Annotated in this window: 25 protein-coding genes and 3 tRNA genes; 16 read left to right on the top strand and 12 right to left on the bottom strand. The window is 33.6% G+C overall.

Annotation, left to right across the window (positions count from 1 at the left end; all coding sequences use genetic code 11):
- Positions 1-22 precede the first annotated feature (22 nt).
- The 6 genes from ABZP37_RS09060 to tgt form a co-directional block, all read right to left on the bottom strand.
- On the bottom strand, positions 23-976 hold the full coding sequence (locus ABZP37_RS09060; protein ID WP_366187435.1) for an acetyl-CoA carboxylase carboxyltransferase subunit alpha: 954 nt from the start codon (positions 974-976) through the stop codon (positions 23-25).
- A 183-nt stretch (positions 977-1159) separates the two neighbouring features.
- On the bottom strand, positions 1160-1753 hold the full coding sequence (locus tag ABZP37_RS09055; protein WP_366187433.1) for a dual specificity protein phosphatase family protein: 594 nt from the start codon (positions 1751-1753) through the stop codon (positions 1160-1162).
- A 12-nt stretch (positions 1754-1765) separates the two neighbouring features.
- Entirely contained in the window at positions 1766-3700 is a 1935-nt protein-coding gene (locus ABZP37_RS09050; RefSeq protein WP_366187431.1) for a sulfatase-like hydrolase/transferase, read from the bottom strand.
- Positions 3701-3761: 61 nt separating this feature from the next.
- A complete protein-coding gene (locus ABZP37_RS09045) occupies positions 3762-4658 on the bottom strand; it encodes a DMT family transporter (RefSeq protein WP_366187430.1) in 897 nt (298 codons plus the stop codon).
- On the bottom strand, positions 4645-5733 hold the full coding sequence (locus tag ABZP37_RS09040) for an LptF/LptG family permease (protein WP_366187428.1): 1089 nt from the start codon (positions 5731-5733) through the stop codon (positions 4645-4647). The genes ABZP37_RS09045 and ABZP37_RS09040 overlap by 14 nt, the downstream gene beginning before the upstream one ends.
- Before the next feature lie 69 nt (positions 5734-5802).
- A complete protein-coding gene (gene tgt, locus ABZP37_RS09035; RefSeq protein WP_366187426.1) occupies positions 5803-6933 on the bottom strand; it encodes a tRNA guanosine(34) transglycosylase Tgt in 1131 nt (376 codons plus the stop codon).
- Between the two features lie 381 nt (positions 6934-7314).
- Between tgt and ABZP37_RS09030 the strand changes: the two genes are divergently transcribed.
- The 9 genes from ABZP37_RS09030 to ABZP37_RS08990 all read left to right on the top strand — a co-directional run bounded on the left by ABZP37_RS09030 (position 7315) and on the right by ABZP37_RS08990 (position 15147).
- A complete protein-coding gene (locus tag ABZP37_RS09030; protein WP_366187424.1) occupies positions 7315-8877 on the top strand; it encodes a protein adenylyltransferase SelO in 1563 nt (520 codons plus the stop codon).
- A gap of 112 nt (positions 8878-8989) precedes the next feature.
- The gene (locus tag ABZP37_RS09025) at positions 8990-10426 is read left to right on the top strand and encodes a tetratricopeptide repeat protein (protein ID WP_366187422.1); all 1437 of its coding nucleotides are present in this window, start codon (positions 8990-8992) and stop codon (positions 10424-10426) included.
- Between the two features lie 11 nt (positions 10427-10437).
- On the top strand, positions 10438-11076 hold the full coding sequence (locus ABZP37_RS09020) for an HAD family hydrolase (RefSeq protein WP_366187420.1): 639 nt from the start codon (positions 10438-10440) through the stop codon (positions 11074-11076).
- Between the two features lie 61 nt (positions 11077-11137).
- On the top strand, positions 11138-11527 hold the full coding sequence (locus tag ABZP37_RS09015) for a hypothetical protein (RefSeq protein ID WP_366187418.1): 390 nt from the start codon (positions 11138-11140) through the stop codon (positions 11525-11527).
- Positions 11528-11754: 227 nt separating this feature from the next.
- On the top strand, positions 11755-12294 hold the full coding sequence (locus ABZP37_RS09010) for a ferritin-like domain-containing protein (RefSeq protein WP_366187417.1): 540 nt from the start codon (positions 11755-11757) through the stop codon (positions 12292-12294).
- A gap of 155 nt (positions 12295-12449) precedes the next feature.
- Entirely contained in the window at positions 12450-12731 is a 282-nt protein-coding gene (locus ABZP37_RS09005; RefSeq protein ID WP_366187416.1) for a rhodanese-like domain-containing protein, read from the top strand.
- 4 nt (positions 12732-12735) lie between these two features.
- A complete protein-coding gene (locus ABZP37_RS09000; protein ID WP_366187414.1) occupies positions 12736-13047 on the top strand; it encodes a rhodanese-like domain-containing protein in 312 nt (103 codons plus the stop codon).
- A gap of 262 nt (positions 13048-13309) precedes the next feature.
- A complete protein-coding gene (locus ABZP37_RS08995; RefSeq protein WP_366187412.1) occupies positions 13310-14158 on the top strand; it encodes a transketolase in 849 nt (282 codons plus the stop codon).
- Positions 14159-14193: 35 nt separating this feature from the next.
- Entirely contained in the window at positions 14194-15147 is a 954-nt protein-coding gene (locus ABZP37_RS08990) for a transketolase C-terminal domain-containing protein (RefSeq protein ID WP_366187411.1), read from the top strand.
- A gap of 427 nt (positions 15148-15574) precedes the next feature.
- On the opposite strand, the gene ABZP37_RS08985 is transcribed toward ABZP37_RS08990, so the two are convergent.
- Positions 15575-16513 (bottom strand): FKBP-type peptidylprolyl isomerase, encoded by a 939-nt coding sequence (locus ABZP37_RS08985; protein WP_366187410.1) that lies wholly within the window; start codon positions 16511-16513, stop codon positions 15575-15577.
- 79 nt (positions 16514-16592) lie between these two features.
- Here ABZP37_RS08985 and ABZP37_RS08980 point away from each other — a divergent pair, with 79 nt between their 5' ends.
- Together ABZP37_RS08980 and ABZP37_RS08975 are read left to right on the top strand one after the other, a co-directional pair.
- On the top strand, positions 16593-16982 hold the full coding sequence (locus ABZP37_RS08980; protein WP_366187409.1) for an RNA-binding S4 domain-containing protein: 390 nt from the start codon (positions 16593-16595) through the stop codon (positions 16980-16982).
- Positions 16983-17031: 49 nt separating this feature from the next.
- A complete protein-coding gene (locus ABZP37_RS08975; RefSeq protein WP_366187408.1) occupies positions 17032-17529 on the top strand; it encodes a phosphoribosyltransferase family protein in 498 nt (165 codons plus the stop codon).
- Positions 17530-17751: 222 nt separating this feature from the next.
- On the opposite strand, the gene ABZP37_RS08970 is transcribed toward ABZP37_RS08975, so the two are convergent.
- Positions 17752-18270, bottom strand: coding sequence for a shikimate kinase (locus ABZP37_RS08970; protein WP_366187406.1), 519 nt, complete (start codon positions 18268-18270; stop codon positions 17752-17754).
- A 125-nt stretch (positions 18271-18395) separates the two neighbouring features.
- Between ABZP37_RS08970 and ABZP37_RS08965 the strand changes: the two genes are divergently transcribed.
- The 3 genes from ABZP37_RS08965 to ABZP37_RS08955 all read left to right on the top strand — a co-directional run bounded on the left by ABZP37_RS08965 (position 18396) and on the right by ABZP37_RS08955 (position 18705).
- Positions 18396-18468 (top strand) — tRNA-Lys (locus ABZP37_RS08965).
- A 40-nt stretch (positions 18469-18508) separates the two neighbouring features.
- A tRNA-Lys gene (locus tag ABZP37_RS08960) sits at positions 18509-18581 on the top strand.
- 41 nt (positions 18582-18622) lie between these two features.
- A tRNA-Leu gene (locus ABZP37_RS08955) sits at positions 18623-18705 on the top strand.
- Between the two features lie 173 nt (positions 18706-18878).
- Here the strand turns inward: ABZP37_RS08955 and ABZP37_RS08950 are convergent.
- Positions 18879-19328, bottom strand: coding sequence for an Lrp/AsnC family transcriptional regulator (locus ABZP37_RS08950; protein ID WP_366187404.1), 450 nt, complete (start codon positions 19326-19328; stop codon positions 18879-18881).
- Positions 19329-19492: 164 nt separating this feature from the next.
- Between ABZP37_RS08950 and ABZP37_RS08945 the strand changes: the two genes are divergently transcribed.
- Complete coding sequence (locus ABZP37_RS08945) at positions 19493-20485, top strand: bile acid:sodium symporter family protein (protein ID WP_366187402.1); 993 nt, start codon at positions 19493-19495, stop codon at positions 20483-20485.
- A gap of 573 nt (positions 20486-21058) precedes the next feature.
- Here ABZP37_RS08945 and ABZP37_RS08940 read toward each other — a convergent pair.
- The gene (locus ABZP37_RS08940; protein WP_366187400.1) at positions 21059-22105 is read right to left on the bottom strand and encodes a methionine synthase; all 1047 of its coding nucleotides are present in this window, start codon (positions 22103-22105) and stop codon (positions 21059-21061) included.
- A 30-nt stretch (positions 22106-22135) separates the two neighbouring features.
- Positions 22136-23182, bottom strand: coding sequence for a DUF1852 domain-containing protein (locus tag ABZP37_RS08935; protein ID WP_366187399.1), 1047 nt, complete (start codon positions 23180-23182; stop codon positions 22136-22138).
- A gap of 563 nt (positions 23183-23745) precedes the next feature.
- On the opposite strand from ABZP37_RS08935, the gene ABZP37_RS08930 reads away from it, so the two are divergent.
- A complete protein-coding gene (locus tag ABZP37_RS08930) occupies positions 23746-24306 on the top strand; it encodes a DUF6642 family protein (protein ID WP_366187398.1) in 561 nt (186 codons plus the stop codon).
- Positions 24307-24492: 186 nt separating this feature from the next.
- Here ABZP37_RS08930 and ABZP37_RS08925 read toward each other — a convergent pair whose 3' ends face one another.
- Complete coding sequence (locus tag ABZP37_RS08925; protein WP_366187397.1) at positions 24493-25608, bottom strand: formylglycine-generating enzyme family protein; 1116 nt, start codon at positions 25606-25608, stop codon at positions 24493-24495.
- Positions 25609-25913: the final 305 nt, after the last annotated feature.

Raw genomic sequence — 25913 nt, 5'->3', positions numbered from 1 at the left:
TTGATTACGTAAAAGTAAGATTTTACTCTTTAAATTCTCCCATTTTACTGTATTTATCCATTCTCTGAGCGATTAACTCTTCTGTTGATAAATCTTTTAATTCATTGAAACCTTTTAAAACATATTCTTCAACTGTTTTGAAAGTTGTTTCTCTATCATAATGAGCTCCTCCTAATGGTTCAGGAATAATATCATCAACTAATTTTTGTCTTTTCATATCTGAAGAAGTCAATTTCAAAGCATCAGCAGCTTTTTCTTTGTATTCCCAGCTTTTCCAAAGAATTGACGAACAAGACTCTGGAGAAATCACAGAGTACCAGGTGTTTTCTAACATATATACTCTATCTCCAACACCAATTCCTAAAGCACCACCTGAAGCACCTTCGCCAACGATTACCGTTATGATAGGTACCTTTAAACGTACCATTTCGAAAATATTTCTAGCAATAGCTTCTCCTTGTCCTCTTTCTTCTGCTTCTAATCCAGGATAAGCTCCAGGAGTATCAATTAAAGTTAATACAGGGATATTGAACTTCTCGGCCATTTTCATCAAACGCAATGCCTTTCTATACCCTTCAGGATTTGCCATCCCAAAGTTTCTGTATTGACGTGTTTTAGTATTGTATCCTTTTTGTTGGCCAACAATCATAAAAGATTGACCACCAATTTTACCTAAACCACCAATCATGGCTTTATCATCTTTAAAAGTTCTGTCGCCATGAAGCTCTAAAAAAGTGTCTCCGCAAATTGCTCTAATATGATCTAAAGTATAAGGTCTACTAGGATGCCTAGACAATTGTACTCTTTGCCAAGCGGTCAAATTTTTATAAATATCTTTCTTGGTGTCTAATAGCTTTTTATTAATCTGCTTACAGGTATTGGTAACATCAACATCTGACTCTTTCCCAATAACTTGACATTTCTCTAACTGCTCTTCTAATTCTTTTATTGGAAGCTCAAAATCTAAATATTCCATAGGATTTGTGCGTTTAAATTTAATTTGGACTGCAAATATAAAATTTTATATCGTTTAATAGTTTTATTTTTTGTTTAACTCTTAAAAACTTAAACAAAGCTAGATTATAATCTTTTTCATAACTATTCAATATCACAATTTAAAACTACTTAAAAAGTAATAAATGAATAAGTTACTAAAAAATTAATTCCTCACTTCTCTAGCTAATTGTTCTCTAGTCTTATAGGCTTTTAAATATTCACCTTTGGGTTTCCCATCATCAAATGAACTAAACTTCACCAAAGTCCTTACTCCCTGACGGGCTTTTTCATTTGTGAATTTTTCATATTCTATTCGGTAAATAGCGGAATACATTTCAGCTCTTCCTGTCCCATGGTAACAATGAATCAATACGGGATAATTATCCTTGTTGTCCATTATTTTAAAAAAAACATCTAAATTTTTTTGATCAGGAACTTGATCAGAACCATTATTAAAATAATTAACTCCCTCTAACTTTGCCACTGCTTCCTGTTCAGCGGTTAACTCAACTGGAATTTCTGGATTATTTACTAAATCAGCTGTACCAGGAAAACGCAAATCTACTATTGATTTAATATGGTATTTTTTTACGTAGCTTTCTATCTCATCTGGTGGAATCACTCCTGATTTATAAACCTTTCCATCTGTTATAGTTTCAAAATTATGATTGATATTCATATCATAACCATATTTCGCAGCAAAAATCAAAATGATTGCTAAAACTGAAAACCCAATTACCTTTCTATTTTTCGTCATATTTAAAGATTCTTATCTTTTAGTATCTAAATTTTTATCAACCACTCTGTTCATATAATCTTGAATAAATGCTTTGCAATTGAGTTCGATGGCATTCATTTCTGGATTTCTGGATTTTATTAAATTATTTTTAAGTGCTAAATCATTTTTATCATAAAAACCCAATACTTTTTGTCCATCAAAGGTACAAATATAATTACCTCTAATGAACTGATAAATTGTTCCCGTTGAATTTATTACAAATGGAGTACTTGATTTTTTATCTAATAAACTTCTACCCCAACTTCTAAATGGTTTTTCGTAACCTATCATATCTAATATTGTTGGGTAAATATCAATTTGCTGAGCCAAATCAGTATCGACACCCACATATTTACTATTGGGCTGGTAAATCATAATAGGTACTGCAAATCGGTTAATTGGCTTACTGAATTCATCATAAAAAATTTGATTACAATGATCCGCAACTAGTACAAATATGGTATTTGAAAACCAAGCTTCTTTCTTCGCTTCATCAAAAAATCGTTTCAAAGCATAATCTGTATATTCAGCACATTTATGAATAGGCACATCACCTTCTTTAAATTTGTTATTATATTTTTCTGGAATAATATAAGGTTCATGTGAAGAAACCGTGAAAACCGTAGCAAAAAACGGCTTTTTCTTGGTATCCAAAGTCTTTTTCATAAACTGCAAAAAGGGTTCGTCCCAAATTCCCCAAAAACCATCAAATTCCGAATCATCATTGTATTCCGTTCGTCCATAGTAATGATCGATTCCTAAGATATTACTAAAGCCTAAAAACCCCATCGAACCATTGGCCGCACCATGAAAAAAGGAAGTATCATATCCTTCTCCTTCAAGTGTAGAGACAATAGATTCTATTTTCTGTTTAGGATAAGGCGATGAAGTAAAAGCGTCTTTAAAAGCTGGAATACCCGCTAAAACTGACGACATTCCGTGAATAGACTGACGTCCATTTGCGTAAGCATTGTTAAAAATTAAACTATGTTGTGCCAAGGAATCCAAAAAAGGAGCATGACTCTTATAATTAGGTATATTAACATCTTTGTTAAAAGCTCCTATATATTCTCTCCCATAACTCTCCAAAATAAAAAGTACTACATTAGGCTTTGTTTTTGGATTATTATGGTACTCCTTGACAGGCTGAACAACTTGTTCAGTCAATTCCGGAGTTACTCCTGCATAATGTTGCTTTACAAACCCATTACTAAACAAAGTACGAATTAATGCAAATGGTGTATTTAGAACTAGGTCAGAATGCACTATATTCTTCACATGTCGACTGGCGTCCAAAAGATTAATAGGACGAGTCGATTTTTTAAAATCGCCTCCTCTTATCCCGCCAATTACTAATAAAATCACCAATAAAAATCCAGCAGTTGAGAACCCAAAATAGTGTAGTAATTTATGTGGTTTAAAGGTTCTAACACTTACTCTTTTATACAAGTAAATCCATGAAATGGTACATAAGACAAATAATGCTACCACATGCCAATAATCAAAAATAAAACTAAAGAGTAACGTATTTTTATTAGTCTCGTGTTTCAATACTTCCCAAACCACACTTGTTGTTCTTGCAAATGTGTATTTATAATAGATAAAATCCACAAAATTAGTGGCATATGCTAGTAAATTGGTCGAAAAATAGAGGTAAAAAAGAAATTTTTGGTATCCTTGATTTGTGTTTTTAAAAATTGGTAAAACCGAAAAAACTATAAATAGTAAATTCACATACAAAATAGCCGTAGTATCAAAGGTCATCCCATAGTAACAAAGAGACACGAAATCTGAAACCGACTCTACTCTTAGTAAATCTGCATTATAAAAATAAAACAGAACTCGAGCAATGAAGTAAAAAAAATAAGCAAGAATAAGTCTGTATAATAAGACTTTGTATTCATTTAAGCGCAAATGTTGTTGCATTTTATATCTATTAATTTATAAGCGGGACAAAGGTATTATAAATAACTTAGCCCTAAAGAATCTAATTCAAACTTCTCTCTTTTTTGGTTTTCCTATGTTTATAAATACTATTTAAGAATACCATCATCAGAATTGTTAACGCACCTATATAAAAAGAAAAACTCATTTTTTCCTTATCTCCAATAATAAAATAAGCCAATATAATTCCATAAACAGGCTCCAAATTAGTAGTCAACATGACCGTATAGGGAGTTAGTCTCTCCATTACTTTTACGGATGCCGCAAAAGCATAAGCTGTACAAATGGAAGATAATAGCAATAACAATACCCAATCATTTTGAGTCAAAACAAAAAAATCTGTCGTAAACTTCTGTTGAACTAAAAAATAAATAGAGATAAAAAAACACCCCGCTACAAACTCATAAAAAGTAATTAAAGCAGCATCATGATTTTGAATTAGTTTCCCATTAAAAATGGTAAATAAGACTCCCAAGATTATCGAAATCAAAGCATAAATCATTCCAGCGAGATAATCAACCTCAACGTTAATGATAAATCCTAATCCTAAAATTGTTATTAAACCAAAAACCACTTCATACCCAATTATTTTTCGACCAAAAAAGAGTGGTTCTATCAAAGACGCAAAAAAAGCACCAAGAGAAAAAATAGAAAGTGTAATAGAAACATTTGAAACCTGAATCGCCTGAAAGAATAAAATCCAATGGAGTGCAATGAGTAAGCCTACAAAAGTCAACTTTAAAAACACGTTAAATGGAATGCGAAAAGTCATTTTTTTATAATAAATATACAGCCCTAAAAAGCCTGAGGCCAAAAGCATTCTGTACCAAACTATAACACTAGCTTCAATTGTCATCAGCGCTCCTAACACTGCTGTAAACCCCCAAATAAAAACGATTAAATGGAGTATTAAATAACTTTTTATATTAGCGCTTTGCATTACGTAATAAATATAATGCCAAGATTCCAAAAACAAAATTTGGAAACCAAACCGCTATAAATGGCGAAAAAGTAGTTTTTTCGGCAATAACACCAAAAACTTTGTCAAAAAACACAAAAGCAAAGGCAATAGCAATCCCTATGGTCAAGTTCATTCCCATACCTCCTCTTCTTTTCATTGCTGAAACTGAAACAGCTATAATTGTCAATATAAATGCTGATATAGGAACACTATATTTTTTATACAAAACAACCATATAAACATTTACATTTGAGGAACCTCTTGCTTTTTCTTTGTCAATAAAACTATTTAGCTTGTCCAGAGTCAAGGTCTCAGCAATATATACTACAGGAGTTAAATCTTCTAAATCAAAACTGAATACGGTTTTCTTTTCGGAAACTTTTTCTATTTTATCCCCGAATTCTCCAACCGTTCTTTTGGTGTAATCATACATTGTATAAGTACTATCAGCGGGATTCCATTGAATTCTGCTGGCAGTAATTTTTGAAACTAATTTTTCTTTATCAAATTTTTCTAAAGCAAAATTAAAGGCTGTTTTTGAATAAGAATTAAAACTATTAACATACAAAAACTCATGATCATTTATCTGGCGGTACACATCGGTATTATTCCCACGCATTGCTTCTTGCCCTCCTCTTCTTAAATAAGTATATCTAAAATTATTGAAGCCTTCACTAGAGACTGGAACCACAAAAAAGCCCATAATCAATACAAAAACGGACACTAAAGAAGCTCCGATAATATAAGGTCTTAAAAATCTAGTAAAAGATATTCCGGAACTCAATATTGCAATAATCTCCGTATTATTCGCCAACTTAGAAGTAAACCAAATAATCGATAAAAATAAAAATATAGGAAACAATGCGTTAGCAAAATAGATCGTAAAATGATAGTAATAAACAGCAATTTTGAGAAAAGGAACATCGTTCTCAATCATGTAATTGATCTTCTCCGACACATCGACAATGATTCCAATGGGAACAAACATCGCCAACATAGTCACAAAAGTGGCCAAATATCTTTTTAAAATGTACTTATCTAGTATTGTTAGCATCGTTAAGTTTAATCGGTTAATTGCTTAATTGCTTAACCGAATAACCGATTAAACTTTTAAACACTTTTTTTACAATCGCTGACTCATATTCTTAACCATCATATCCTTCCAAGTTCTAAAGTCACCTGCAATGATGTGTTTTCTAGCCTCACGAACCAACCACATATAAAAACCAAGGTTGTGAATCGTAGCAATTTGCTTTCCTAGATACTCATTGGCAGCAAAAAGATGGCGCAAATAGGCTTTAGAATATTCCGTATCTACATAAGTAAGAGCCATTTCGTCAATTACCGAAAAGTCATCTTCCCACTTTTTATTTTTGATATTGATGGTTCCGTTAGCCGTAAACAACATTCCGTTTCTAGCGTTTCGAGTCGGCATCACGCAGTCAAACATATCAATTCCGAGTGCAATATTTTCCAAAATATTAATTGGAGTTCCAACACCCATCAAATAACGAGGCTTATCCTCGGGCAAAATAGCTGTAACCACTTCCGTCATCGCATACATTTCCTCCGCTGGTTCTCCAACAGACAATCCACCAATCGCATTCCCAACTTGATTGGTATTCGCAATATATTCTGCCGATTTCTCTCTTAAATCTTTATAAACACTACCTTGAATAATCGGGAAAAAATGTTGATTATAGCCGTATTTCATTGGTAATTTATCCAAATGAGTAATACAACGATCCAACCAACGGTGGGTCATATTCATCGAGCGACGTGCATAATGATAATCACAAGGATAAGGCGTACATTCGTCAAAAGCCATGATAATATCAGCTCCAATCGTACGCTGAATTTCCATTACATTCTCCGGTGTAAAAACATGGTATGAACCATCAATATGTGATTTAAACTTCACTCCTTCTTCCTTAATTTTTCGGTTTGAAGAAAGCGAATACACTTGATACCCACCAGAATCTGTCAAAATAGGACGCTCCCAGTTCATGAATTTATGCAATCCACCCGCTTTTTCAAGAATTTCTGTCTTTGGACGCAAGTACAAATGATAGGTATTTCCCAAAATAATATCTGGATTAATATCTTCCCTTAATTCCCTCTGGTGCACTCCTTTGACAGAAGCAACCGTACCAACGGGCATAAAAATTGGGGTTTCAATCACACCATGATCAGTGGTAATACTTCCTGCTCTAGCCTGAGACTGCGGATCTTTCTTTAATAAATCAAACTTCATACTAACTGTTTTGTACCGATTGTTCGGCGGGCAAAGATAGTTTAATTTAGAAAAAATCTCCATATTAAAAACCTAAAGTCTTTCATAAAAAAATAGCCTTTTCAAAATCATTTGGGCATGACCCTGCTTCCACTCCGTTCCACCAGCGTCGGGCTATACATTACAAGTCCTCAACAAGTTCCGCTATCGCTACACTTGTTTGCGGGCTTTTCATTGCTATCCCTCATGCAAAACCACCAGAATACATCTATAATATTTTTTTTCTATTAAGAAATTAAGACTTAATGTATCTTAATTTCTTAATAGTTAAGCTTTTTTTCAAAATAGTTCCTAGTCAGCACAACATTAGTATTTGTATCTTTGTATAAAACAAAACAAGCCATGAAACTCAACATTCAAGATACTTTCAACAAAGAACTACCCGCTGATCCTATTGCAACCAACAGCATCAGACAGGTAGAAAAGGCTTGTTTTTCTTTCGTTACTCCCACCAAAACAGCAAACCCAAAAGTACTTCATGTTTCTCCCGAAATGGCAGAGAATCTAGGAATTTCAATTGAAGACACTCAAACAGAATTTTTCAAAAACATAGTTACAGGAAACGAAATTATACCCAATACGCATCCCTATGCTATGTGTTACGGCGGTCACCAATTTGGTAATTGGGCAGGGCAACTCGGCGATGGCCGCGCCATCAACTTAACCGAAGTCGTTCATAACAACCAACGTTGGGCAATTCAACTCAAAGGCGCTGGAAAAACACCTTATTCTAGAACCGCAGACGGATTGGCTGTTTTAAGATCTTCAGTACGAGAATATTTATGTAGTGAGGCCATGTTTCATTTAGGAGTTCCTACAACTAGAGCATTATCATTATCATTATCTGGTGATCAAGTTTTGCGTGACGTATTGTACAACGGAAATCCTGCTTATGAAAAAGGTGCAATTGTAAGCCGCGTTGCCCCTAGTTTTTTGCGTTTTGGAAATTATCAAATTTTCGCTTCTCGCCAAGATCATGAATCGTTAAAGACATTAGTCGATTACACCATTAAACATTTTTATACCAACTTAGGATCTCCTTCCAAAGAAACTTATTTACAGTTCTTTCAAGAAGTTTCCAGTAGAAGTCTCGACATGGTTTTGCATTGGCAGCGTGTCGGTTTTGTACACGGCGTTATGAATACCGATAATATGTCGATACTAGGATTAACGATCGATTATGGTCCTTACGGTTGGCTGGAAGGCTATGATTATGGCTGGACACCCAATACAACTGACGCACAAAATAAACGCTACCGTTACGGCAAACAACCCGAAATGGTATTGTGGAATTTATACCAACTTGCCAACGCTTTGTATCCATTGATCGAAGAGGCTGCAGGATTGGAAGCTATATTAGAAAATTATAGAACGCAATATGACGAAAAGTATCTTGATATGATGCGTTCTAAAATCGGGTTGTTTACCGAAATCGAAGACGATGCAACACTAATACAAGAACTAGAAGAAAACCTACATTTGACAGAAACTGATATGACTATCTTTTTCAGAAATCTGAGTCAGTTTGAAAAAGAAAATCCAGACAATGGTTCCTTGATTATCCAAGACGCATTTTATGAATCATTGGAACAACTTCCAGAAATCATTCAAACTTGGAACAACTGGTTCCATAGATACAGTACTCGATTAGCATTCGAAAAAGAAACCAATGTGGAACGTGCTCAAAAAATGAATTTAGTAAATCCAAAATATGTTTTGCGAAACTATATGTCGCAACTCGCCATTGACGCAGCTGACAAAGAAGATTACAGTTTGATTGACGAATTGTTTCAACTTTTAAAAAATCCCTATATGGATCAACCCGAAAGTAAAAAATGGTTTGCTAAACGCCCTGACTGGGCACGTAATAAAGTAGGATGCTCTATGCTTTCATGCAGTTCTTAACAAAAACAGAATCGAAATAATTGTGTATGATTTTTTGGATAAAAAGTATTACTTTTCCATTTGTAAAAAAACCAAAACTCACAACCCTATTTTTTATTAATTATAGCTAACGATGAAAATAAAAAATCACTTCATACTCTTACTTTTCCCAATAATTATGGGAGCACAACAAAGTACTAAGACAGAAAAAACGAGTAAAAACAGTGCAAATAAAACAGTTATAAACTATTTTAGAGATAGTATTGTTTCTTATCAAAAATGGTATGGAAATGATCATTTAATAGACAGTCTTCAGTCTTTTTATTCGAACGGAAAGAAAAATGAAGTTTTTTATTATGATACTTCGGGGCAGCTTCACGGTACTGCTACGCAATTTAATTTTGACGGCGAAAAAATGGTAAGTTGGACGTTTGAACATGGAAAACTTCTAATCAGAAACGATTTCAAACTACCTTTGGCAAATACAAGTCAAGAAGAAGTTTCTAAAGCTGCTTTAGAAAAACTCAACCTCTTAAACCAAAAATCAAATTATAAGGTTACCAACTTTAACGACCTTTACGCTAGAGCGCATTTACACAAAAAACTACACAATAATACTTTATCGATTAAGGATTACAAGCAAGCCGAAGCTTATCTTGATCAATATGAATACAGTAATAAAAAACCAACAACCGAAACAAGCAAAGCAACTATAATCAAAGCTAAGACTGTTATATATGATGCGTTAGCCGAGTTATATTCCACTTTTGAAATGGAAGAAAATGCGCTACATTATTACGTAAAAGCAATCCAAACATCACCAGAAGATTATCGTGTTTTATATAACTTTACTAATTATTTGGTACGGGACAAATCGTATAAACTGGCAGAAACATATTTAACTCGAATCGTAACCGAAAGACCCGGTCATACGCATGCACAATGGGGAATGGCCAGTTTGTACCAAAAAATGGAACAGTACGATAAAGCATTGCATTTTGCTAATTTGGCTCTAGAAAAAGAAGCAGGACTCATCAGTAGAAACTCTGGGAATTATGACGAAGGTTGCAATTTAAAAACAATAAGAGGTCTTGCATACCATAAATTAGGAGAAACTGAGAAAGGAATAACCGATTTAAAAGAGGTTCTTTCTAAGGCAAAAAACAACTCGTATGCCATGAAAAACTTGGGCATTATTTACCTAGACCAAAAAAAGTATAATGAGGCGTGTCAACTTTTTCAAAAAGCAAAAGAATTAAATTACACCAAAGTTTTTGACGAAGATGATTTAGAAGATTTAATGAAGAGCGCTTGCAATGGGCTAGCGGTCCAATCTTCTAAAACAAAAACACCTTATGTGTATCCTAATCCTATAAAAGATCTTATATCGATAACGGAATACCCCTACAAGACATTTGATTATGAGTTTTTTGATTTTCAATCAATATCCGTTTTACATGGTCACAGTGTTGATGGCACCATCAACACAAGCAAATTAGTCTCTGGATTTTATATCCTCAAAATCTTTAATAACGAACTGCCTTATACATTCAAAATCATAAAAGAATAAATTTTATAAAAATGAAATACAAATGCATCATCTTCGATTGTGATGGAGTCATCGTAGATAGCGAGAGCATCTCAAACCTAACCTTAATTGAAATGGCAAAAACAGTTGGTGTAATTCTTACTGAAGCCTTTGTCATGAATCACTTTTTAGGAAAATCGTTAGCATTTTGCTTTCAATACATACAAGATCAAAGCGCAGAAAAATTACCTGATAATTTTGAAGCTGAATTCAGAGAACGTACTTTTCATGCTTTCAAAACACAATTGCAACCCATTCCTGGCATTCATGAATTATTAGACAAAATTGAAATTGATTTTTGCGTAGCTTCCAATGGCCCTAGAGATAAGATAAAATTGAATTTGACAACCGTTAAACTGATCGATAAGTTTGAAGATAAAATATTCAGTGCTTATGACATCAACAGTTGGAAACCAAACCCAGAACTCTATCTCCACGCTGCCAAAACCATGGGCTATGCTATAGAAGAATGTGTTGTTATAGAAGATAGCCCCGCAGGAGTACAAGCTGCCTTGGCAGGAGGTTTTGCTGTTTTTGGTTATCTAAATTCACATAACAAAAATGAGTTTTCTAAAATTAATATTCCTGTATTTGAGGACATGAAAAACTTAGACAACTTACTATCAGAATAATAGAATAGTATTTCTTGCCTTTTTTTGCTAACTTTATAATAACTACTTTAATTATCGAGTAATGAAAAAGATACTATTACTAGTTGTAACTGGATTTTTGATTGGAAGTTGCTCCACAGACAGAAACGTACCCCAATACCAGGCTGTTTTTGGTAAATGGAATTGGATTGAATCAACGGGAGGGATTGCAGGCATGCCGCTAACTCCCCAATCAACAGGAAACACAATTCAACTTGAGATTACTAAAACAACTATTGGTAAATATGTAGATGGAAAATTAGAATCCGAGCAAACGTATACTATCCAAATAGAACCTTCTATCTTTGGAGGAGAAAAGCCGATGATCATTTATGAAAATGATTCTAAATCTTCTTTTGAAATAAAAAACAATCAATTATTCCTAAACGAAGAATGTAATGACTGTTTTTTGAGTACCTATCAAAAAGAATAATTTCATTGCAAACTCTAAAGAGGTTTTGATAAAGAAACCTCTTAATTATTTTTAGTTAATTAACACTTATTAGCCCTAAGTTACTAAAAATTAAACACATAAAATCATTAACTTTGTAACAACCTAAAAAAAGGCTTAAGTATGTCAATAATAAAAATGCGTTAAATCCATAAAATGGAATTTTTCCATCTTGATTGGATTTTAAATATTAATTTAAAATAAATATCATGGAAAATTTAACCGTACACGATTCTGCACATGGATTACGAGATTTATTTGAATCCGGATTAAAAGACATTTATCACGCAGAAAAAGCATTAGGCAAAACCCTAACTAAGATGATAAAAAACGCATCAAATACCGAGTTAGTCGAAGCGATAAGAAACCACTTAGCGGAAAACAAAAAACATCTTATTCGATTGGAAGAAATTTTCAAATCTACAGGTATTAGACCTACTACCCATAAATGTAAAGCCATGAGTGGAATCGTAAAAGAAACAAACGAATTATTAAAAACAACCGACATTGGTACTGTACGAGATGCAGGGATTATTTCATCTGAACAAAAGATGAAACATTATGAAATTGCCACTTATGGAACTTTATGTGCCTTTGCGAATACACTGGGGGAAAAAAACGCAGCAGGTTTACTAAAAAAAACCCTTAATGAAGACAAAAAAGCAGATAAAGTATTATCCAGAATTGCAATGAATACAATTAACAGAAAGGCTTATTACGCAAATGCTATAACTACTGCTTTCTTGTAATTTCATATTTGATAAATTAACACAAAGCCTGTTTATTCAGGCTTTTTTTTGTCTTTTTTTTATTTATGTAACAAAAGTTACTGTGGTTGCCTTTATCTCGAACTACTTTTACATCAAGAAACAAACACAACAGTTACTAAAAAACATAAACCAAAATGGACTTAGAAAAAATCATAAAAGAAAACCAAGGAACTATAATCGATGTTCGTTCCTTCGCTGAATTTAGTGGAGGTCATGTATCTGGTTCTATTAATATTGCCTTAAACGAAATACCAGAGAGAATAGAAGAAATTAAGATTCTAAAAATGCCTTTAGTACTTTGTTGTGCCTCTGGAAACAGAAGCGGACAAGCACAACACTTCCTCTCTCAACAAGGAATAGAATGTCATAACGGTGGTTCTTGGTTAGACGTGAATTATTATCAATCTCAAAATTAAAAAAATGATTAACACATTAAAAAAGATATTTGGTATTGGACCAAAAGTAGATTTTGCATCATTAGTAAAAGAAGGCGCTATAATACTGGATGTACGAAGCCCATCTGAATACAAACAAGGGCATATAAAAGGTTCGAAAAACATTCCTTTGAATGAGTTGCCTAATCATATTTCAAAAATAAAAAAAGACGCAACCATAATAACGTGTTGTGCTTCTGGAATGCGTAGCGCTTCGGCCAAAAATATTCTAAAATCAAACAATTTCTCTACCATTTATAATGGTGGTGGCTGGTCAAGTCTTCAAAACAAAATATAGTCCCAACTATTAAAAAAAGTAAATCAACCATTTTCATTCTTAATTTAAATTAAGTTTCTGATATAAAAAACGAAATTCCATCATCAGAATTAAAGTGGTAATAAAATTAGTTAAGTACAAAAGAAAGTACTTAGAATTCATAAAAAGTCCTTATTATAGGGCTTTTTATGCTTTTTATATAAAACCAAACAATTTCCCAAATCATTTGTCTTAACACAAAATAAAATTTACATTTGCAATCAGTTTAACTTTTACACACACAATGAAGCCTAACACACAACAATTAAGCGATTTAACAATCCAAGTAAGAAGAGACATTCTTAGAATGGTACATGCTGTAAACTCCGGGCATCCAGGAGGTTCTCTTGGCTGTACAGAATTTTTAGTAGCACTTTACCAAAACCTTATGGAACGTAAGGAAGGATTTGATATGGACGGAATTGGTGAAGACCTTTTCTTTCTTTCAAACGGGCATATTTCTCCCGTTTTTTATAGCGTATTAGCAAGAAGCGGATATTTTCCAGTTTCTGAATTAGCTACATTTCGTTTAATCAACTCAAGACTACAAGGACACCCTACAACGCACGACCATTTACCTGGTGTACGTGTAGCTGCTGGATCATTAGGACAAGGTTTATCAGTTTCAATTGGTGCGGCTCAAGCAAAAAAATTAAACAATGACAACCATATAGTTTATGCTTTAACTGGAGACGGTGAATTGCAAGAAGGTCAAAACTGGGAAGCTATTATGTATGCATCTGCTAAAAAAATTGATAACTTAATTGCAACAGTCGATTTAAACGGAAAACAAATTGACGGTGCAACTGACGATGTATTGCCAATGGGAAGCATACGTGCAAAATTTGAAGCTTTTGATTGGGATGTTCTTGAAATTAAAGAAGGAAACAACCTAGACGCCATTATAGCTGGAATGAATGATGCTAAATCAAGAACAGGAAAAGGAAAACCAGTTTGTGTATTGCTTTATACTGAAATGGGTAACGGAGTAGATTATATGATGTATAGTCATGCTTGGCATGGTAAAGCACCTAATGATGCACAATTAGAAAATGCTTTGGCTCAAAATCCAGAAACTTTAGGTGATTACTAATAAGTAAAAAGATACTGAAATAAATTCAGCATAAAATGAAAAAATATACAAATACAGGAAGTAAAGATACTCGTTCAGGTTTTGGAGCGGGAATGACTGAATTAGGTCAAACAAATGAAAATGTAGTAGCACTTTGTGCTGATTTAATTGGTTCATTAAAATTTGACGAATTCAAAAAAAATCACCCAGAGCGTTTTTTCCAAATCGGAATTGCTGAAGCAAATATGATTGGAATTGCAGCTGGATTAACTATTGGTGGTAAAATTCCTTTTACTGGAACTTTTGCTAACTTTTCTACAGGAAGAGTTTATGACCAAATTCGTCAATCAGTAGCTTACTCAGAAAAAAATGTAAAAATCTGTGCGTCACACGCGGGATTGACTTTAGGAGAAGATGGTGCAACACACCAAATCCTTGAAGATATTGGTTTGATGAAAATGTTACCAGGTATGACAGTTATCAATACTTGTGACTACAACCAAACAAAAGCTGCTACTATTGCACTAGCTAAACTTCAAGGACCTGCTTATTTGCGTTTTGGTCGTCCTGTTGTAGCTAACTTTACACCTGCTGACGAAGAATTCGTAATAGGAAAAGCAATCTTATTAAGCGAAGGAACTGATGTAACTATTGTCGCTACTGGACACTTAGTTTGGGAAGCATTGATTGCTGCTGAGGCACTAGAAGCTAAAGGTATTTCTGCTGAAGTAATCAACATTCACACAATAAAACCATTAGATGATGAAGCAATTTTGAAATCGGTTGCTAAAACTGGATGTATTGTTACTGCTGAAGAGCACAACATCCTTGGAGGTCTTGGAGAAAGCGTTGCTAGAGTTTTAGCATTGAACAATCCTACTCCACAAGAGTTTGTTGCTGTACAAGATAGCTTTGGTGAGTCTGGAACTCCTGAGCAATTAATGGAAAAATACAAATTGAATAATCAAGCGATTTTTGCTGCTGCTGAAAAAGTGATTGCAAGAAAATAATAGCTTTTTTGAATACCTACTAAGCCGCTCTTTTTTATAAAAGAAGCGGCTTTTTTATTGGTTGCAACTAATTTTGTTTGTTATTTCCACAACTAATTTTCATTAAAAAATCTATCTAACGAGGTTTTCGATAGGCTCAAACTGAAAATCACATAAATTGCAGCAATTTGTTTTCAGGCATTATTTAGACAACTTATCTCCAGTGACTTATCCTCATATAAAAACTTCTACTTGTTACTTACAAATTTTTACGTGAGTGATAGTAGCTAGCTACCAAAGTAGCGCGGATAGCACGACAGCGGCCAGAGAAAAGGGCTCATAAGCGTAAACTGAATTGGCCCTTTTTTTTGGATGGTGGCACGTCCTAATTAAAAAATCCCGCTTCAAAAGAAACGGGATCTATATTTTGTGTGTGGTGTTATATTATTTAAGGATGCTTATTTTTATCTAAATAATCAGTTCCCTTAGTAATTTCTAATTTAGTAGTATAGCCATCTCCATCATCATCAACATCTAAAAAGTTAGGAATGCCATCACCATCAGTATCGTCATAATTTGTAGGCACTACAGGGTAGGTTGTTGTATTTAAATAACTATAAGCATATCCGTCATTGTTTAAATCTTCTAGATAAGATAGAACACCATCGCCATCTTGATCCAACCTTTGTAAGGCATATAATTTAAAACTAAACACTAGTGGAGCATAAGATGGAATAGAATTACTTCCTGAACTATAATACCCCAATCCTGAAGGAAGAAACATTACGCCTGCCCCAAAACCATTATAAACAACTTGACCATTGGTACCTTCGCTTGGAAGAGTTCCTGTTTTAAACTTAGGGAAAATTTCGCCCCAACCTCTAATTACATCACTATACAAACTAAACATGGACTGTGGAAATTTAGATTCTTCAAAGAAAGTAGCCGTTAATGTTGTTAAATCATTAGAGTCAGATTGATTTAAATAATACCCTTTGTATGCCGCTAATATATTATCAGCATTAGAAGGAGATTCTCCTGTACCTTGTCTTAGTACTAAATAATATACAGAATAGGTAATTCCGTGCAGTTGCACCTCTCTTGTGTATAATTTAGGACCAGATGTGCTTGTTAAATAAGAGTAAACAGATGGTTGATTGTTGTCAATTTTCGTAAAGACAACATCTTGATCGGTTTGGTCTCCAAGAGCATTTGTAATGGTAATATAATGTGTTTTTAAGTAGCTTTCAATCATCACATTTTCAGCCGTAAATTGTTCTTGAAAATCTCGCAATGGAACTGCCTCTATAGTATCTGAATTTTTTGAACAGGAAAATAATAGTACTGTTGTAATTGATAAAATAAAATAAAACTTAAATTTGTTCATTATAACTGATTTTTTAAGTGCGCAAGATACAATATTGATTTATTTTTGTAAACTATTTAACTTTGATTTTACAATTATTATGCGAATTGACAAATATTTATGGTGTGTACGGTATTACAAGACTCGAAACATGGTGACGGAAGCTTGCAAAAAGAATCACGTCACTGTAAATGGTCAGGTTGCCAAGCCCTCTAAAGAAGTATTTCCGACAGATAAAATTACCTTTAGAAAAGACCAAATCATACAAGTTATCACAGTTCTGGATATCCCGGAAAGTCGTGTGGGTGCTAAACTAGTGGATATTTACAGACGTAATGATACAGCACCAGAAGTCTATCAACATCTGGAACTTTTAAAACTTTCAAAAGAACATTACAGAAAAACTGGAACCGGAAGACCGACCAAAAAAGACCGTAGAGATATAGACGAATTTGGCAATGATATTCCCGAAGAAGACGAAGTGTCGTAGTTCAAAACACTACGTATCACAAAATTTAAACTTTATAACTCAACAAAAAATGAGCAAAAATATTATCCTTACCCATCAAGAGATTAATCATAAAATTAAACGTATTGCTTACCAAATCTACGAAACTTTTGTAGATAACGAAGAGGTAGTTTTGGCTGGAATTGCGCCAAATGGTTTCGTTTTTGCCGAGAAAATTGCTCAAGAACTCCAAGCAATTTCTAATTTAAAGATAAGCCTTTGCGAGGTTCAAATTGACAAACAAAAACCAGAGTCAGCTGTACATACTTCATTAACCAAAGAAGAATATAGCAACAAAGGGTTAATATTAGTAGATGACGTCCTAAACTCGGGAACTACTTTGATTTATGCGGTAAGGCACTTTCTAGATGTTCCTTTGTCGAAATTCAAAACTGCGGTACTTGTAGATAGAAACCACAAAAAATACCCCGTAAAAGCAGATTTTAAAGGAATCTCCCTTTCTACTTCACTATTAGAGCATGTTCATGTTGTTTTTGATGAAAAAGACAGCCACGCTTATTTGAATTAATACCTGTTTTACTTTTTATAGCCACAAAGGCTCAAAGTCACTTAGTTTTATTTACACTTAGTGACTTTGAGCCTTTGTTTTTATAATCCTACCAAAAAAAGGAAACACTAATTATCCTAAATTGTCACGAATTTTTAACCTAAAAACTAATTCCACGAATTTCGTTATAAGTCCTAATTTTATTTAAATACGTATTACCTGCTACATTTTATTTAAAACACTCTAAGCGTTTAAAACCTTGATTATATCGGCTACTATTAGATCAACAGATTGATCAACTGACACAGTATATTGGGCTTGGTTGTAAAAATAACTACGTTCAAAAAGATGTATTGCTATAAACTCCTTCATCTCCTCGTCTGTTTTATCAGCGATTAAAGGTCTTTGAGACTTTTCTAACACCAATCTATTAAATAAGGTATCGATTGATGCTTTTAGATAAATAGAGATTCTCCCCTCTCCTATTAACAATTCATGATTATTAGCATAACATGGAGTCCCTCCCCCTAAACCAATGATATAATCTTGGTCGTTATCTAGTAATTCTAAGAAACATTGGTGTTCTAATTTCCTAAAATAGATCTCACCTTTGGTCTCAAAAATATTTTTTATAGTCATTTTTGCTTTTTCTTCTATATAATTATCTAAATCTACAAAAGGAAGTTGCTTAATTTTGGACAATGATTTGGCAATTGTTGACTTTCCAGAACCCATATAACCCAATAGTATAATCTTACTCATAATTTAAAACGTTGCAAATTAAGTATTTAAAAAAAACATTAAAAAAAAGACAAATTTAAAACATTTTTTCTTGGAAAACTCTAAATAAAGTCCTTATATTTGCACCCGCAACAAGGAAAGAATATGACTCGATAGCTCAGTTGGTAGAGCACATCACTTTTAATGATGGGGTCCTGGGTTCGAGCCCCAGTCGGGTCACATATAATGATTCAAAATAAATTTTCTTTCCTTTAGCATTGACTCGATAGCTCAGTTGGTAGAGCACATCACTTTTAATGATGGGGTCCTGGGTTCGAGCCCCAGTCGGGTCACAAAAGGTCGTTCGTTTTTCGAATGACCTTTTTTTCATTTAGGCCACGTGGAGAAACGGTAGACTTGCCAGCTTGAGGGGCTGGTGCTCGCAAGGGCGTGTGGGTTCAAATCCCACCGTGGTCACTATAAAAACTAAAAGCTTGAGAAAATAGATTCTCAGGCTTTTTTTATGGTTCGAAATTTCAGTTGAAGTTTTAAAAGATGATAATTTACAGGATACAATCTAAATACTATCTCCAATATTCATTTACATGTCCACTTTACCAATTTCATATAAATAAAGCATAGCGGAACTATCAATACATATTTTTTATCTCTGCCATGACAAATGTACTATGGGTGCTACCTATACTTTTAACTGCCCCTAATTTATTAAAGACAAAATCCTGATAATGCTTCATGTCTTTAGCAGAGACTTTCATTAAAAAATCGTAATCTCCTGCGATATTATAGCATTCCACAATTTCTTCTATTTTCATAATATCATTAACAAACTGATTCCCGATATTTTTATCGTGCTGTTTAAGTTTGATATTACAGAAAACGATGAACCCTCTGTTTAGTTTTTCCGCATCCAGCAGGGCTATGTATTTTTTAATATAACCGCTTTTCTCTAATCTTTTAATACGTTCAAAAACAGGAGATGCCGAAAGATTTACCATCTTAGCAAGCTCCTTTACTGTATATTTAGAATTATCGTGAAGAATATTTAATAATTGAAGATCAACAGCGTCTATTTGCTCCATAGAATATTTTACTTAAAAAGGTTAAATTAATTGGTGAATAAAGAACAATAATCTTCAAATATATCAAAAGCAAACACAAAAACCTTATTATGATTAAATATAAGTTTTAATGACCTGTAAAACTTACTTTTGCAGTATAAAAATCTAAAAAAAGCAACATCACCTTGAAGAAGTTATTAAAAGCATTAAGTAAAGTAGGTTTTGACAGTTTCTTGTTAATGATAGGCGCCATGATCCTACTAGCTTATTTTTTCCCGATGCCAGGCATGATCAAAGAACCTGTTTCTCTAGAGGAGATTGCCAATGTAGGCGTGTCGTTGATTTTCTTGTTTTATGGCTTGCGGCTAAGTGTTGAGAAACTTAAAGCCGGACTTGTCAACTGGAAAATGCATATTATCGTTCAGCTAACAACGTTTTTGTTTTTTCCGCTCCTTGTTTTGGCATTTCGCCCTTTGTTCATGAACACCGAGTACGAATTGCTTTGGTTGGGTGTGTTTTTTTTAGCAGCTTTACCGTCCACAGTTTCCTCTTCCGTGGTCATGGTTTCTATAGCCAAGGGTAACATCCCCGCCGCCATTTTCAATTCGAGCATCTCTAGTTTGATAGGAGTAGTGGTTACGCCGCTATGGGTTGGACTGTTCATAGCTTCTGTAACAGGCGATTTTGATGTTACTCAAATCTTCATAAAGCTAATTCTTCAAGTACTATTGCCTGTCATCATTGGCATCTGCCTCAACTCTCGTTTTGGTGCCCTAGCCGAAAAATACAAGAAACAGCTCAAACAGTTTGATCAAGCAATCATCCTTACCATCATTTATACGTCGTTTTGTAAGTCATTCTCCGAACATATTTTTGAAGGCTTCACAGCCTTTGAGCTTGCCGCACTCGCCGTAGCAATGATGACCTTATTTTTGGTTGTCTTCTTTTGTGTAGGTCTACTCAGTACACTTTTTGGCTTTTCAGTTAAAGATCGTATCACCGTTTTATTTTGCGGCTCTAAAAAGTCATTGGTACATGGAACCGTCATGTCAAAAGTGCTTTTCCCGCACAGTACCATCACAGGTATCATATTGTTACCACTAATGCTCTATCATGCCTTGCAATTGACTGCAGCCAGCATCATCGCTCAGAAGATGGCCCGACGAAATGAAGAATAATGCTTTTGCCTTATGCTGTTTTGGTTTTATAAAAAGCATTTAGAAGTTATAGAACAGGATGTTAGAAGAAGTTTATTGAAATTCGTTTCAGTAAACTTTTTTTTATTTATGAAAAACCCGAAAAAGTCCTGTCTAAAGTTTTTCAATATTTAAATGATTAAAACTATTCGCTTAGTGTCCTAAAAAATAAACATGCAGAACTTAATTGCGATATAGGCAATAACTAGTCATACATAACTTAATAATACAACCTCAACAAAATCAAAAGAATCATTTATCAGAAAGCTGAAAGAAAACTTAAATGACATCGCGAGTTGAGTTGAAGAAGGAGAAAAAACTCTTTAGAATTGTCTTTTTATTCTAAAAATTAAATTTATAAGTAGAATTCTTTAACTAAAGAACATTTAAAAAAAGGCAACAAAAAAAAGCAGTGAAAACTGCCTTTTTATATTCTATACGTATCAAACTTATTGGTCATTGGTTGTTCCTTACAGAACAAATCTCTTCTTCAATTTGACATGAATCTAAAATCAATAGAGAGTAAAAATCATCATCAATTTTCAACCACATTACCTAATCAATACATTGTGACGAAACACCAAGTTCTTGACGTATAATCTCTGCTCCCGCGCTTAAAGCACTTAACTTACCGCTAGCTACAGTTCGAGATAATGGAGCCATACCACAGTTTGTACTAGGATAAAGGTTTTCGGCATCCACAAACTCCAGCGCTTTACGCAAGGTGTCAGCTATTTCTTCGGGTGTTTCGATAGTGTTGGTTGCTACATCAATGGCACCAACCATTACTTTTTTACCACGAATAAGTTCCATTAAATTAAAAGGTACACGTGAGTTATGACATTCTAATGACACAATATCAATGTTAGATTTTTGAATTTTAGGAAAAATTTCTTCATATTGACGCCATTCTGATCCTAATGTCTTTTTCCAATCATTATTCGCTTTTATTCCATAACCGTAACAAATATGGATAGCAGTTTGACATTTTAAACCTTCAATAGCTTTTTCTAGTACTGCCATTCCCCAATCGTTTACTTCATTAAAGAATACATTAAATGCAGGTTCATCAAACTGGATAATATCTACTCCTGCATCTTGAAGTTCTCTTGCCTCCTCATTAAGCGCTTTCGCAAATTCCCATGCCAGCTTTTCTCGGCTTTTGTAATGATCATCGTATAAGGTATCTACCATTGTCATCGGGCCAGGTAATGCCCATTTTATAGGCTTATTAGTCAGTGTACGTAAAAATTTAGCATCATCAACAAAAACTGCTTTTTGACGTCTAACTTCATCTACAACAATAGGTACACTCGCATCATAACGATCCCGAATTTTTACAATTTTACGGTTTTCAAAATCGACACCGCTTAAATGCTCGATAAAAGTCGTTACAAAATGTTGACGTGTTTGCTCACCATCACTAATTATGTCAACCCCTGCTAATTGCTGTTCCTGGAACGAAATGCGCAAAGCATCTTGTTTCCCTTCAACTAACTGATCCCCTTCTAATTTCCAAGGTGACCAAAGTTTTTCGGGTGGTGCAAGCCAAGAAGGCTTTGGTAAACTTCCAACAATTGAGGTTGGTAATAATTTTTTCATAATCAAATAAATTTAATGTGTTGTAATTAATTAAATAGCAAAATTAGCAGACCATTGCTCTAAGACACTTTTGTTAGGTAATATGAAATGCTTTTCTGCAAATTTACCTTGCTCAATTGCTAACTGAGATCGTTCTTCTCGGTTGTATATAATTTTTGTTAAAGAATGGTCTTGATTATTTAAACTTGGCTTAAAACAGGATGCTGCAGCAGAATTGGCATTATAAATTTCAGGTCTATAAATCTTTTGAAACGTTTCCATTGTACTAATGGTACTGATTAATTCAAGGTTTGTATAATCTGTTAGTAGCTCGCCAAAGAAATAAAACGTCAAAGGAGCCACGCTATTAGGAGGCATAAAATAACGAGCCTGCACACCCATTTTTTTGAAGTATTGATCTGTTAAAGAAGAATCGCTGGTTTGGTATTCAAAACCTAATACCGGATGATGGTTTCCTGTACGATGATACGTTTTATTATTTGATACACTTAAACATATAACCGGTGGTTTGGTAAAGTGTTTTTTGTAAGTATCTGAATTTACAAAATGCTTGAATATATTGCCGTGTAATTCACCAAAATTAGCAGGCATGCTACTATTATTTTCATCCTTGGTATGTTCTGAAAGCAATACGCTAAAATCATAATCACGGACGTAAGACGAGAAATTATTTCCAACAATACCTTCGATGCGTTTTCCTGTTTTGTGATCGATAATATGTGTTTTTAAAATCTCAATCGATGGGAATGATTTACCACTACCATCAATATCAATATAAACAGAAACTATTTCTAATTCAACCGAATAGCGATCATTATTAGGATTATCCCAATTCGCCAAGGTATTAAAACGATTGTTAATCATATTAATCGTATTGCGTAGATTTTCTTGACGACTCGCTCCTCTTGCCAAATTAGCAAAATTGGTTGTTGCGCGTGTACTGTTGGATGGAATATAGTTTTCATTGAAATAAATACTTTCTAATGTGAATGTAAATTCATTCCTCATTGTATTGTGGGTATTTTCAATATTTTTCTTGTCTTTTATTCTTAAATCTTCCTGTAAATTCGCTTTCATGAGATAAAATATTTAGTATTTTTACCTTGCAAATTTGAAAATAAAAGATGAATTATTCTAGTTTTAATTTAAATTAAGATAATTATTCTTTTTTAAAGATTTTTTAAAGATTTTTAATCTTTTCATAAATATGCTATGCGAAAAAAAAGATAATTTCACTTTAGAGAACTTAGATTTTATTATGGAGTTGCCTACAAAAGTGCCACAGAAGGTTAAGGTATTCTGCGTTGTATAAGGCAATTTTTGAAGAAATCTACTAGTCAAATTAATTCCAAAAATGTAGCTTAACTTAATCTGCCGTTTTTGTTTGTATATCCAATATGACTTTAACCCATATTTATAATGACTTTTAATTAGAAATTAAAAGTCATTTGAAATCTTTAAATCTTCTACTAAAAGATTCGAATTTTGTGTCTTTAGTGTCACAATTATTAAAATCACAAGAGACAACATCAATCAACTTCCTACTTAAAATGATCTAGGGCGTTTTTTTATGACTATACAACTACTCTATTTCTCCATGAAATTATATTTTTGCAGAACTAATCGCATCAATAAACAAAATGGATCAGGATAAATTTATTTTCTGCCTCGAAGCAGTAGCCGACGTTGAAATAGAAACCACTACTAAAACACTTGAAAACCTTGAAAATCTAGCTTTTCATCTAGGAATTACTAGTATTCACAAAACCTGTGATACAATTGAAGGACTTGAAGAAAGCCTACAAACTTTATTGTATGACGATCATAATTTTAAGGACTACGAAATTATTTATTTAGTAATGCCTGGTGAAGCGAATAGTATTTGCTTAAACAACTACTATTACAGCTTTGAAGAAATAGCAGAACTATTTGAAGGAAAGATGAAAGGAAAGATTCTTCATTTTGCCAACACCAAACTAGTCAATTTAAGCACCGAAGAGGCACAATACTTCTTGGATGTCACTGGAGCAAGCGCCGTTTCGGGATATGGAATGGCTAGCAAACAATTTCCTAGCCATCATCTTGACTATGCTTTTTTTAATTTGTGCCAAGACGAAGACGACTTGAGAACAATTGTAGAGGAACTGCACCAGAAACATTATGCCCTTTGCAAACTACTTGATTTTAGATTGTATTATTAATACCAAACAGACTAATATCCTTTTTAAACTACAATTCCAATAATTTTCATAAACCACAATGAAGTATTCTAAGTTTCAGCTAAAAACCTTCGTGTACAACTTCTAATTAAATTTAGCCTATTAACTTTATAAAAAAAGCCCCAAAAACAACAGTTCATGGGGCTTTAACTCTATTTCAAATCCTAACTATTTCACACATCTAAAACCAAGATGATTGGCTCCTGATTTGATTTCACCATTCCCTCTAGTTCCTACCATGTAACGACTGCAATATTCACTTGTACATAAAAAAGAACCTCCTCTATGTACACGTTTCAACTCATTGTTTCCAGACGTGTCATAAGGAGCAGTTTCGGGACCTTGAGGATTACGAACCACTTTGCTACTTTCACTAATTTCAGCATAATAAGTTTCACTATACCAATCGTGTACCCATTCCCAAACATTTCCACCTACATCATATAATCCATATGCATTTGGTTTATATTGTTTCACTGGTGCAATCCCTACAAATCCATCTTCACCCGTATCTCCTTTTTCAACAGGAAAAGTTCCTTCAAAAATATTGGCTTGGAATTTTCCATCCACTTTCAATGTATTTCCCCAAGAATACAATTCACCAGACTTACCACCACGAGCTGCAAATTCCCACTCGGCTTCAGTCGCTAATCTCTTTCCTGCCCATTTTGAATATGCTACAGCATCCTCATAAGCAATATGAACAACCGGATAGTTTCCTTTATTTTTCAGATCACTATTAGGACCTAATGGATGTTTCCAATCGGTTCCTCCAACAAAATCCCACCATTGCAAGAAATTATTCAAATCAACTTTACTCGATGTTGGTTTAAAAATAGCAGAACCCGCAATTAAATATTCTTCTGGCACATTTGGTAAATCCTCAGTTGTTGGTTTTATTTCCGCAACCGTTACATAGCCTGTTGCCTTTACAAAAGCTTCAAATTGATCATTTGTCACTTCTGCTTCATCCATCCAAAAACCATCTACATATACTTGATGTATAGGTGATGCATCTTTAGTTATCCCTTTAACACTGCATAAGCTTTCATCAGAAATATCACTTCCCATTGAAAATTCTCCTCCTGGAATCCACACCATTCCTTTAGGAGCAGCTGTTGCAGGTCTATTCTTTTTATTTTCGATAGTTGGCTTGTACAATGAGCTTCTTTCTACCGAATTATCATCAATACAGTCTTGGGCTATATCTTGCTTAGGAGTATTAACACATTTTGAGTATCCAAAAGCAATTGTAATAATACCGAGTGTCACTAATGCGTACAACCCGATTTTTTTTTGTCGTTTATTCACTTTTATTTTAATTATTATAGCTCAATTATAGCCGTTATTTTGGTTAATTTTTAGTTTAGGACAAACAAAGTTCTTATTTTCTAATCGAATATACTATCAATTATTACTTTTTTTAAAAAACTTTAACTTACAGTAAAGAATCATCCTTAATTAAATATCGAAAAAAGGGGAATTACTAAATCTAAAAGGTCTCCTAGTTTAATTTAGACTCAAAAAAAATAAAATGGTTTAAAAAAGCAAACCGATACACCACTAAATATCTTTAAAACCGTAATTTA

The sequence above is a fragment of the Flavobacterium ovatum genome (assembly GCF_040703125.1).
Classification (GTDB): domain Bacteria; phylum Bacteroidota; class Bacteroidia; order Flavobacteriales; family Flavobacteriaceae; genus Flavobacterium; species Flavobacterium ovatum.
Note: the sequence above shows the minus strand (reverse complement) of the source record. Positions and strands in the feature narration are given on the sequence as shown.

What these genes read in the sequence shown, in the direction of transcription:
- ABZP37_RS09060 (WP_366187435.1), bottom strand. Translation starts at nt 976, where the DNA reads ATGGAATATTTAGATTTTGAGCTTCCAATAAAAGAATTAGAAGAGCAG.
- ABZP37_RS09055 (WP_366187433.1), bottom strand. Translation starts at nt 1,753, where the DNA reads ATGACGAAAAATAGAAAGGTAATTGGGTTTTCAGTTTTAGCAATCATT.
- ABZP37_RS09050 (WP_366187431.1), bottom strand. Translation starts at nt 3,700, where the DNA reads ATGCAACAACATTTGCGCTTAAATGAATACAAAGTCTTATTATACAGA.
- ABZP37_RS09045 (WP_366187430.1), bottom strand. Translation starts at nt 4,658, where the DNA reads ATGCAAAGCGCTAATATAAAAAGTTATTTAATACTCCATTTAATCGTT.
- ABZP37_RS09040 (WP_366187428.1), bottom strand. Translation starts at nt 5,733, where the DNA reads ATGCTAACAATACTAGATAAGTACATTTTAAAAAGATATTTGGCCACT.
- tgt (WP_366187426.1), bottom strand. Translation starts at nt 6,933, where the DNA reads ATGAAGTTTGATTTATTAAAGAAAGATCCGCAGTCTCAGGCTAGAGCA.
- ABZP37_RS09030 (WP_366187424.1), top strand. Translation starts at nt 7,315, where the DNA reads ATGAAACTCAACATTCAAGATACTTTCAACAAAGAACTACCCGCTGAT.
- ABZP37_RS09025 (WP_366187422.1), top strand. Translation starts at nt 8,990, where the DNA reads ATGAAAATAAAAAATCACTTCATACTCTTACTTTTCCCAATAATTATG.
- ABZP37_RS09020 (WP_366187420.1), top strand. Translation starts at nt 10,438, where the DNA reads ATGAAATACAAATGCATCATCTTCGATTGTGATGGAGTCATCGTAGAT.
- ABZP37_RS09015 (WP_366187418.1), top strand. Translation starts at nt 11,138, where the DNA reads ATGAAAAAGATACTATTACTAGTTGTAACTGGATTTTTGATTGGAAGT.
- ABZP37_RS09010 (WP_366187417.1), top strand. Translation starts at nt 11,755, where the DNA reads ATGGAAAATTTAACCGTACACGATTCTGCACATGGATTACGAGATTTA.
- ABZP37_RS09005 (WP_366187416.1), top strand. Translation starts at nt 12,450, where the DNA reads ATGGACTTAGAAAAAATCATAAAAGAAAACCAAGGAACTATAATCGAT.
- ABZP37_RS09000 (WP_366187414.1), top strand. Translation starts at nt 12,736, where the DNA reads ATGATTAACACATTAAAAAAGATATTTGGTATTGGACCAAAAGTAGAT.
- ABZP37_RS08995 (WP_366187412.1), top strand. Translation starts at nt 13,310, where the DNA reads ATGAAGCCTAACACACAACAATTAAGCGATTTAACAATCCAAGTAAGA.
- ABZP37_RS08990 (WP_366187411.1), top strand. Translation starts at nt 14,194, where the DNA reads ATGAAAAAATATACAAATACAGGAAGTAAAGATACTCGTTCAGGTTTT.
- ABZP37_RS08985 (WP_366187410.1), bottom strand. Translation starts at nt 16,513, where the DNA reads ATGAACAAATTTAAGTTTTATTTTATTTTATCAATTACAACAGTACTA.
- ABZP37_RS08980 (WP_366187409.1), top strand. Translation starts at nt 16,593, where the DNA reads ATGCGAATTGACAAATATTTATGGTGTGTACGGTATTACAAGACTCGA.
- ABZP37_RS08975 (WP_366187408.1), top strand. Translation starts at nt 17,032, where the DNA reads ATGAGCAAAAATATTATCCTTACCCATCAAGAGATTAATCATAAAATT.
- ABZP37_RS08970 (WP_366187406.1), bottom strand. Translation starts at nt 18,270, where the DNA reads ATGAGTAAGATTATACTATTGGGTTATATGGGTTCTGGAAAGTCAACA.
- ABZP37_RS08950 (WP_366187404.1), bottom strand. Translation starts at nt 19,328, where the DNA reads ATGGAGCAAATAGACGCTGTTGATCTTCAATTATTAAATATTCTTCAC.
- ABZP37_RS08940 (WP_366187400.1), bottom strand. Translation starts at nt 22,105, where the DNA reads ATGAAAAAATTATTACCAACCTCAATTGTTGGAAGTTTACCAAAGCCT.
- ABZP37_RS08935 (WP_366187399.1), bottom strand. Translation starts at nt 23,182, where the DNA reads ATGAAAGCGAATTTACAGGAAGATTTAAGAATAAAAGACAAGAAAAAT.
- ABZP37_RS08930 (WP_366187398.1), top strand. Translation starts at nt 23,746, where the DNA reads ATGGATCAGGATAAATTTATTTTCTGCCTCGAAGCAGTAGCCGACGTT.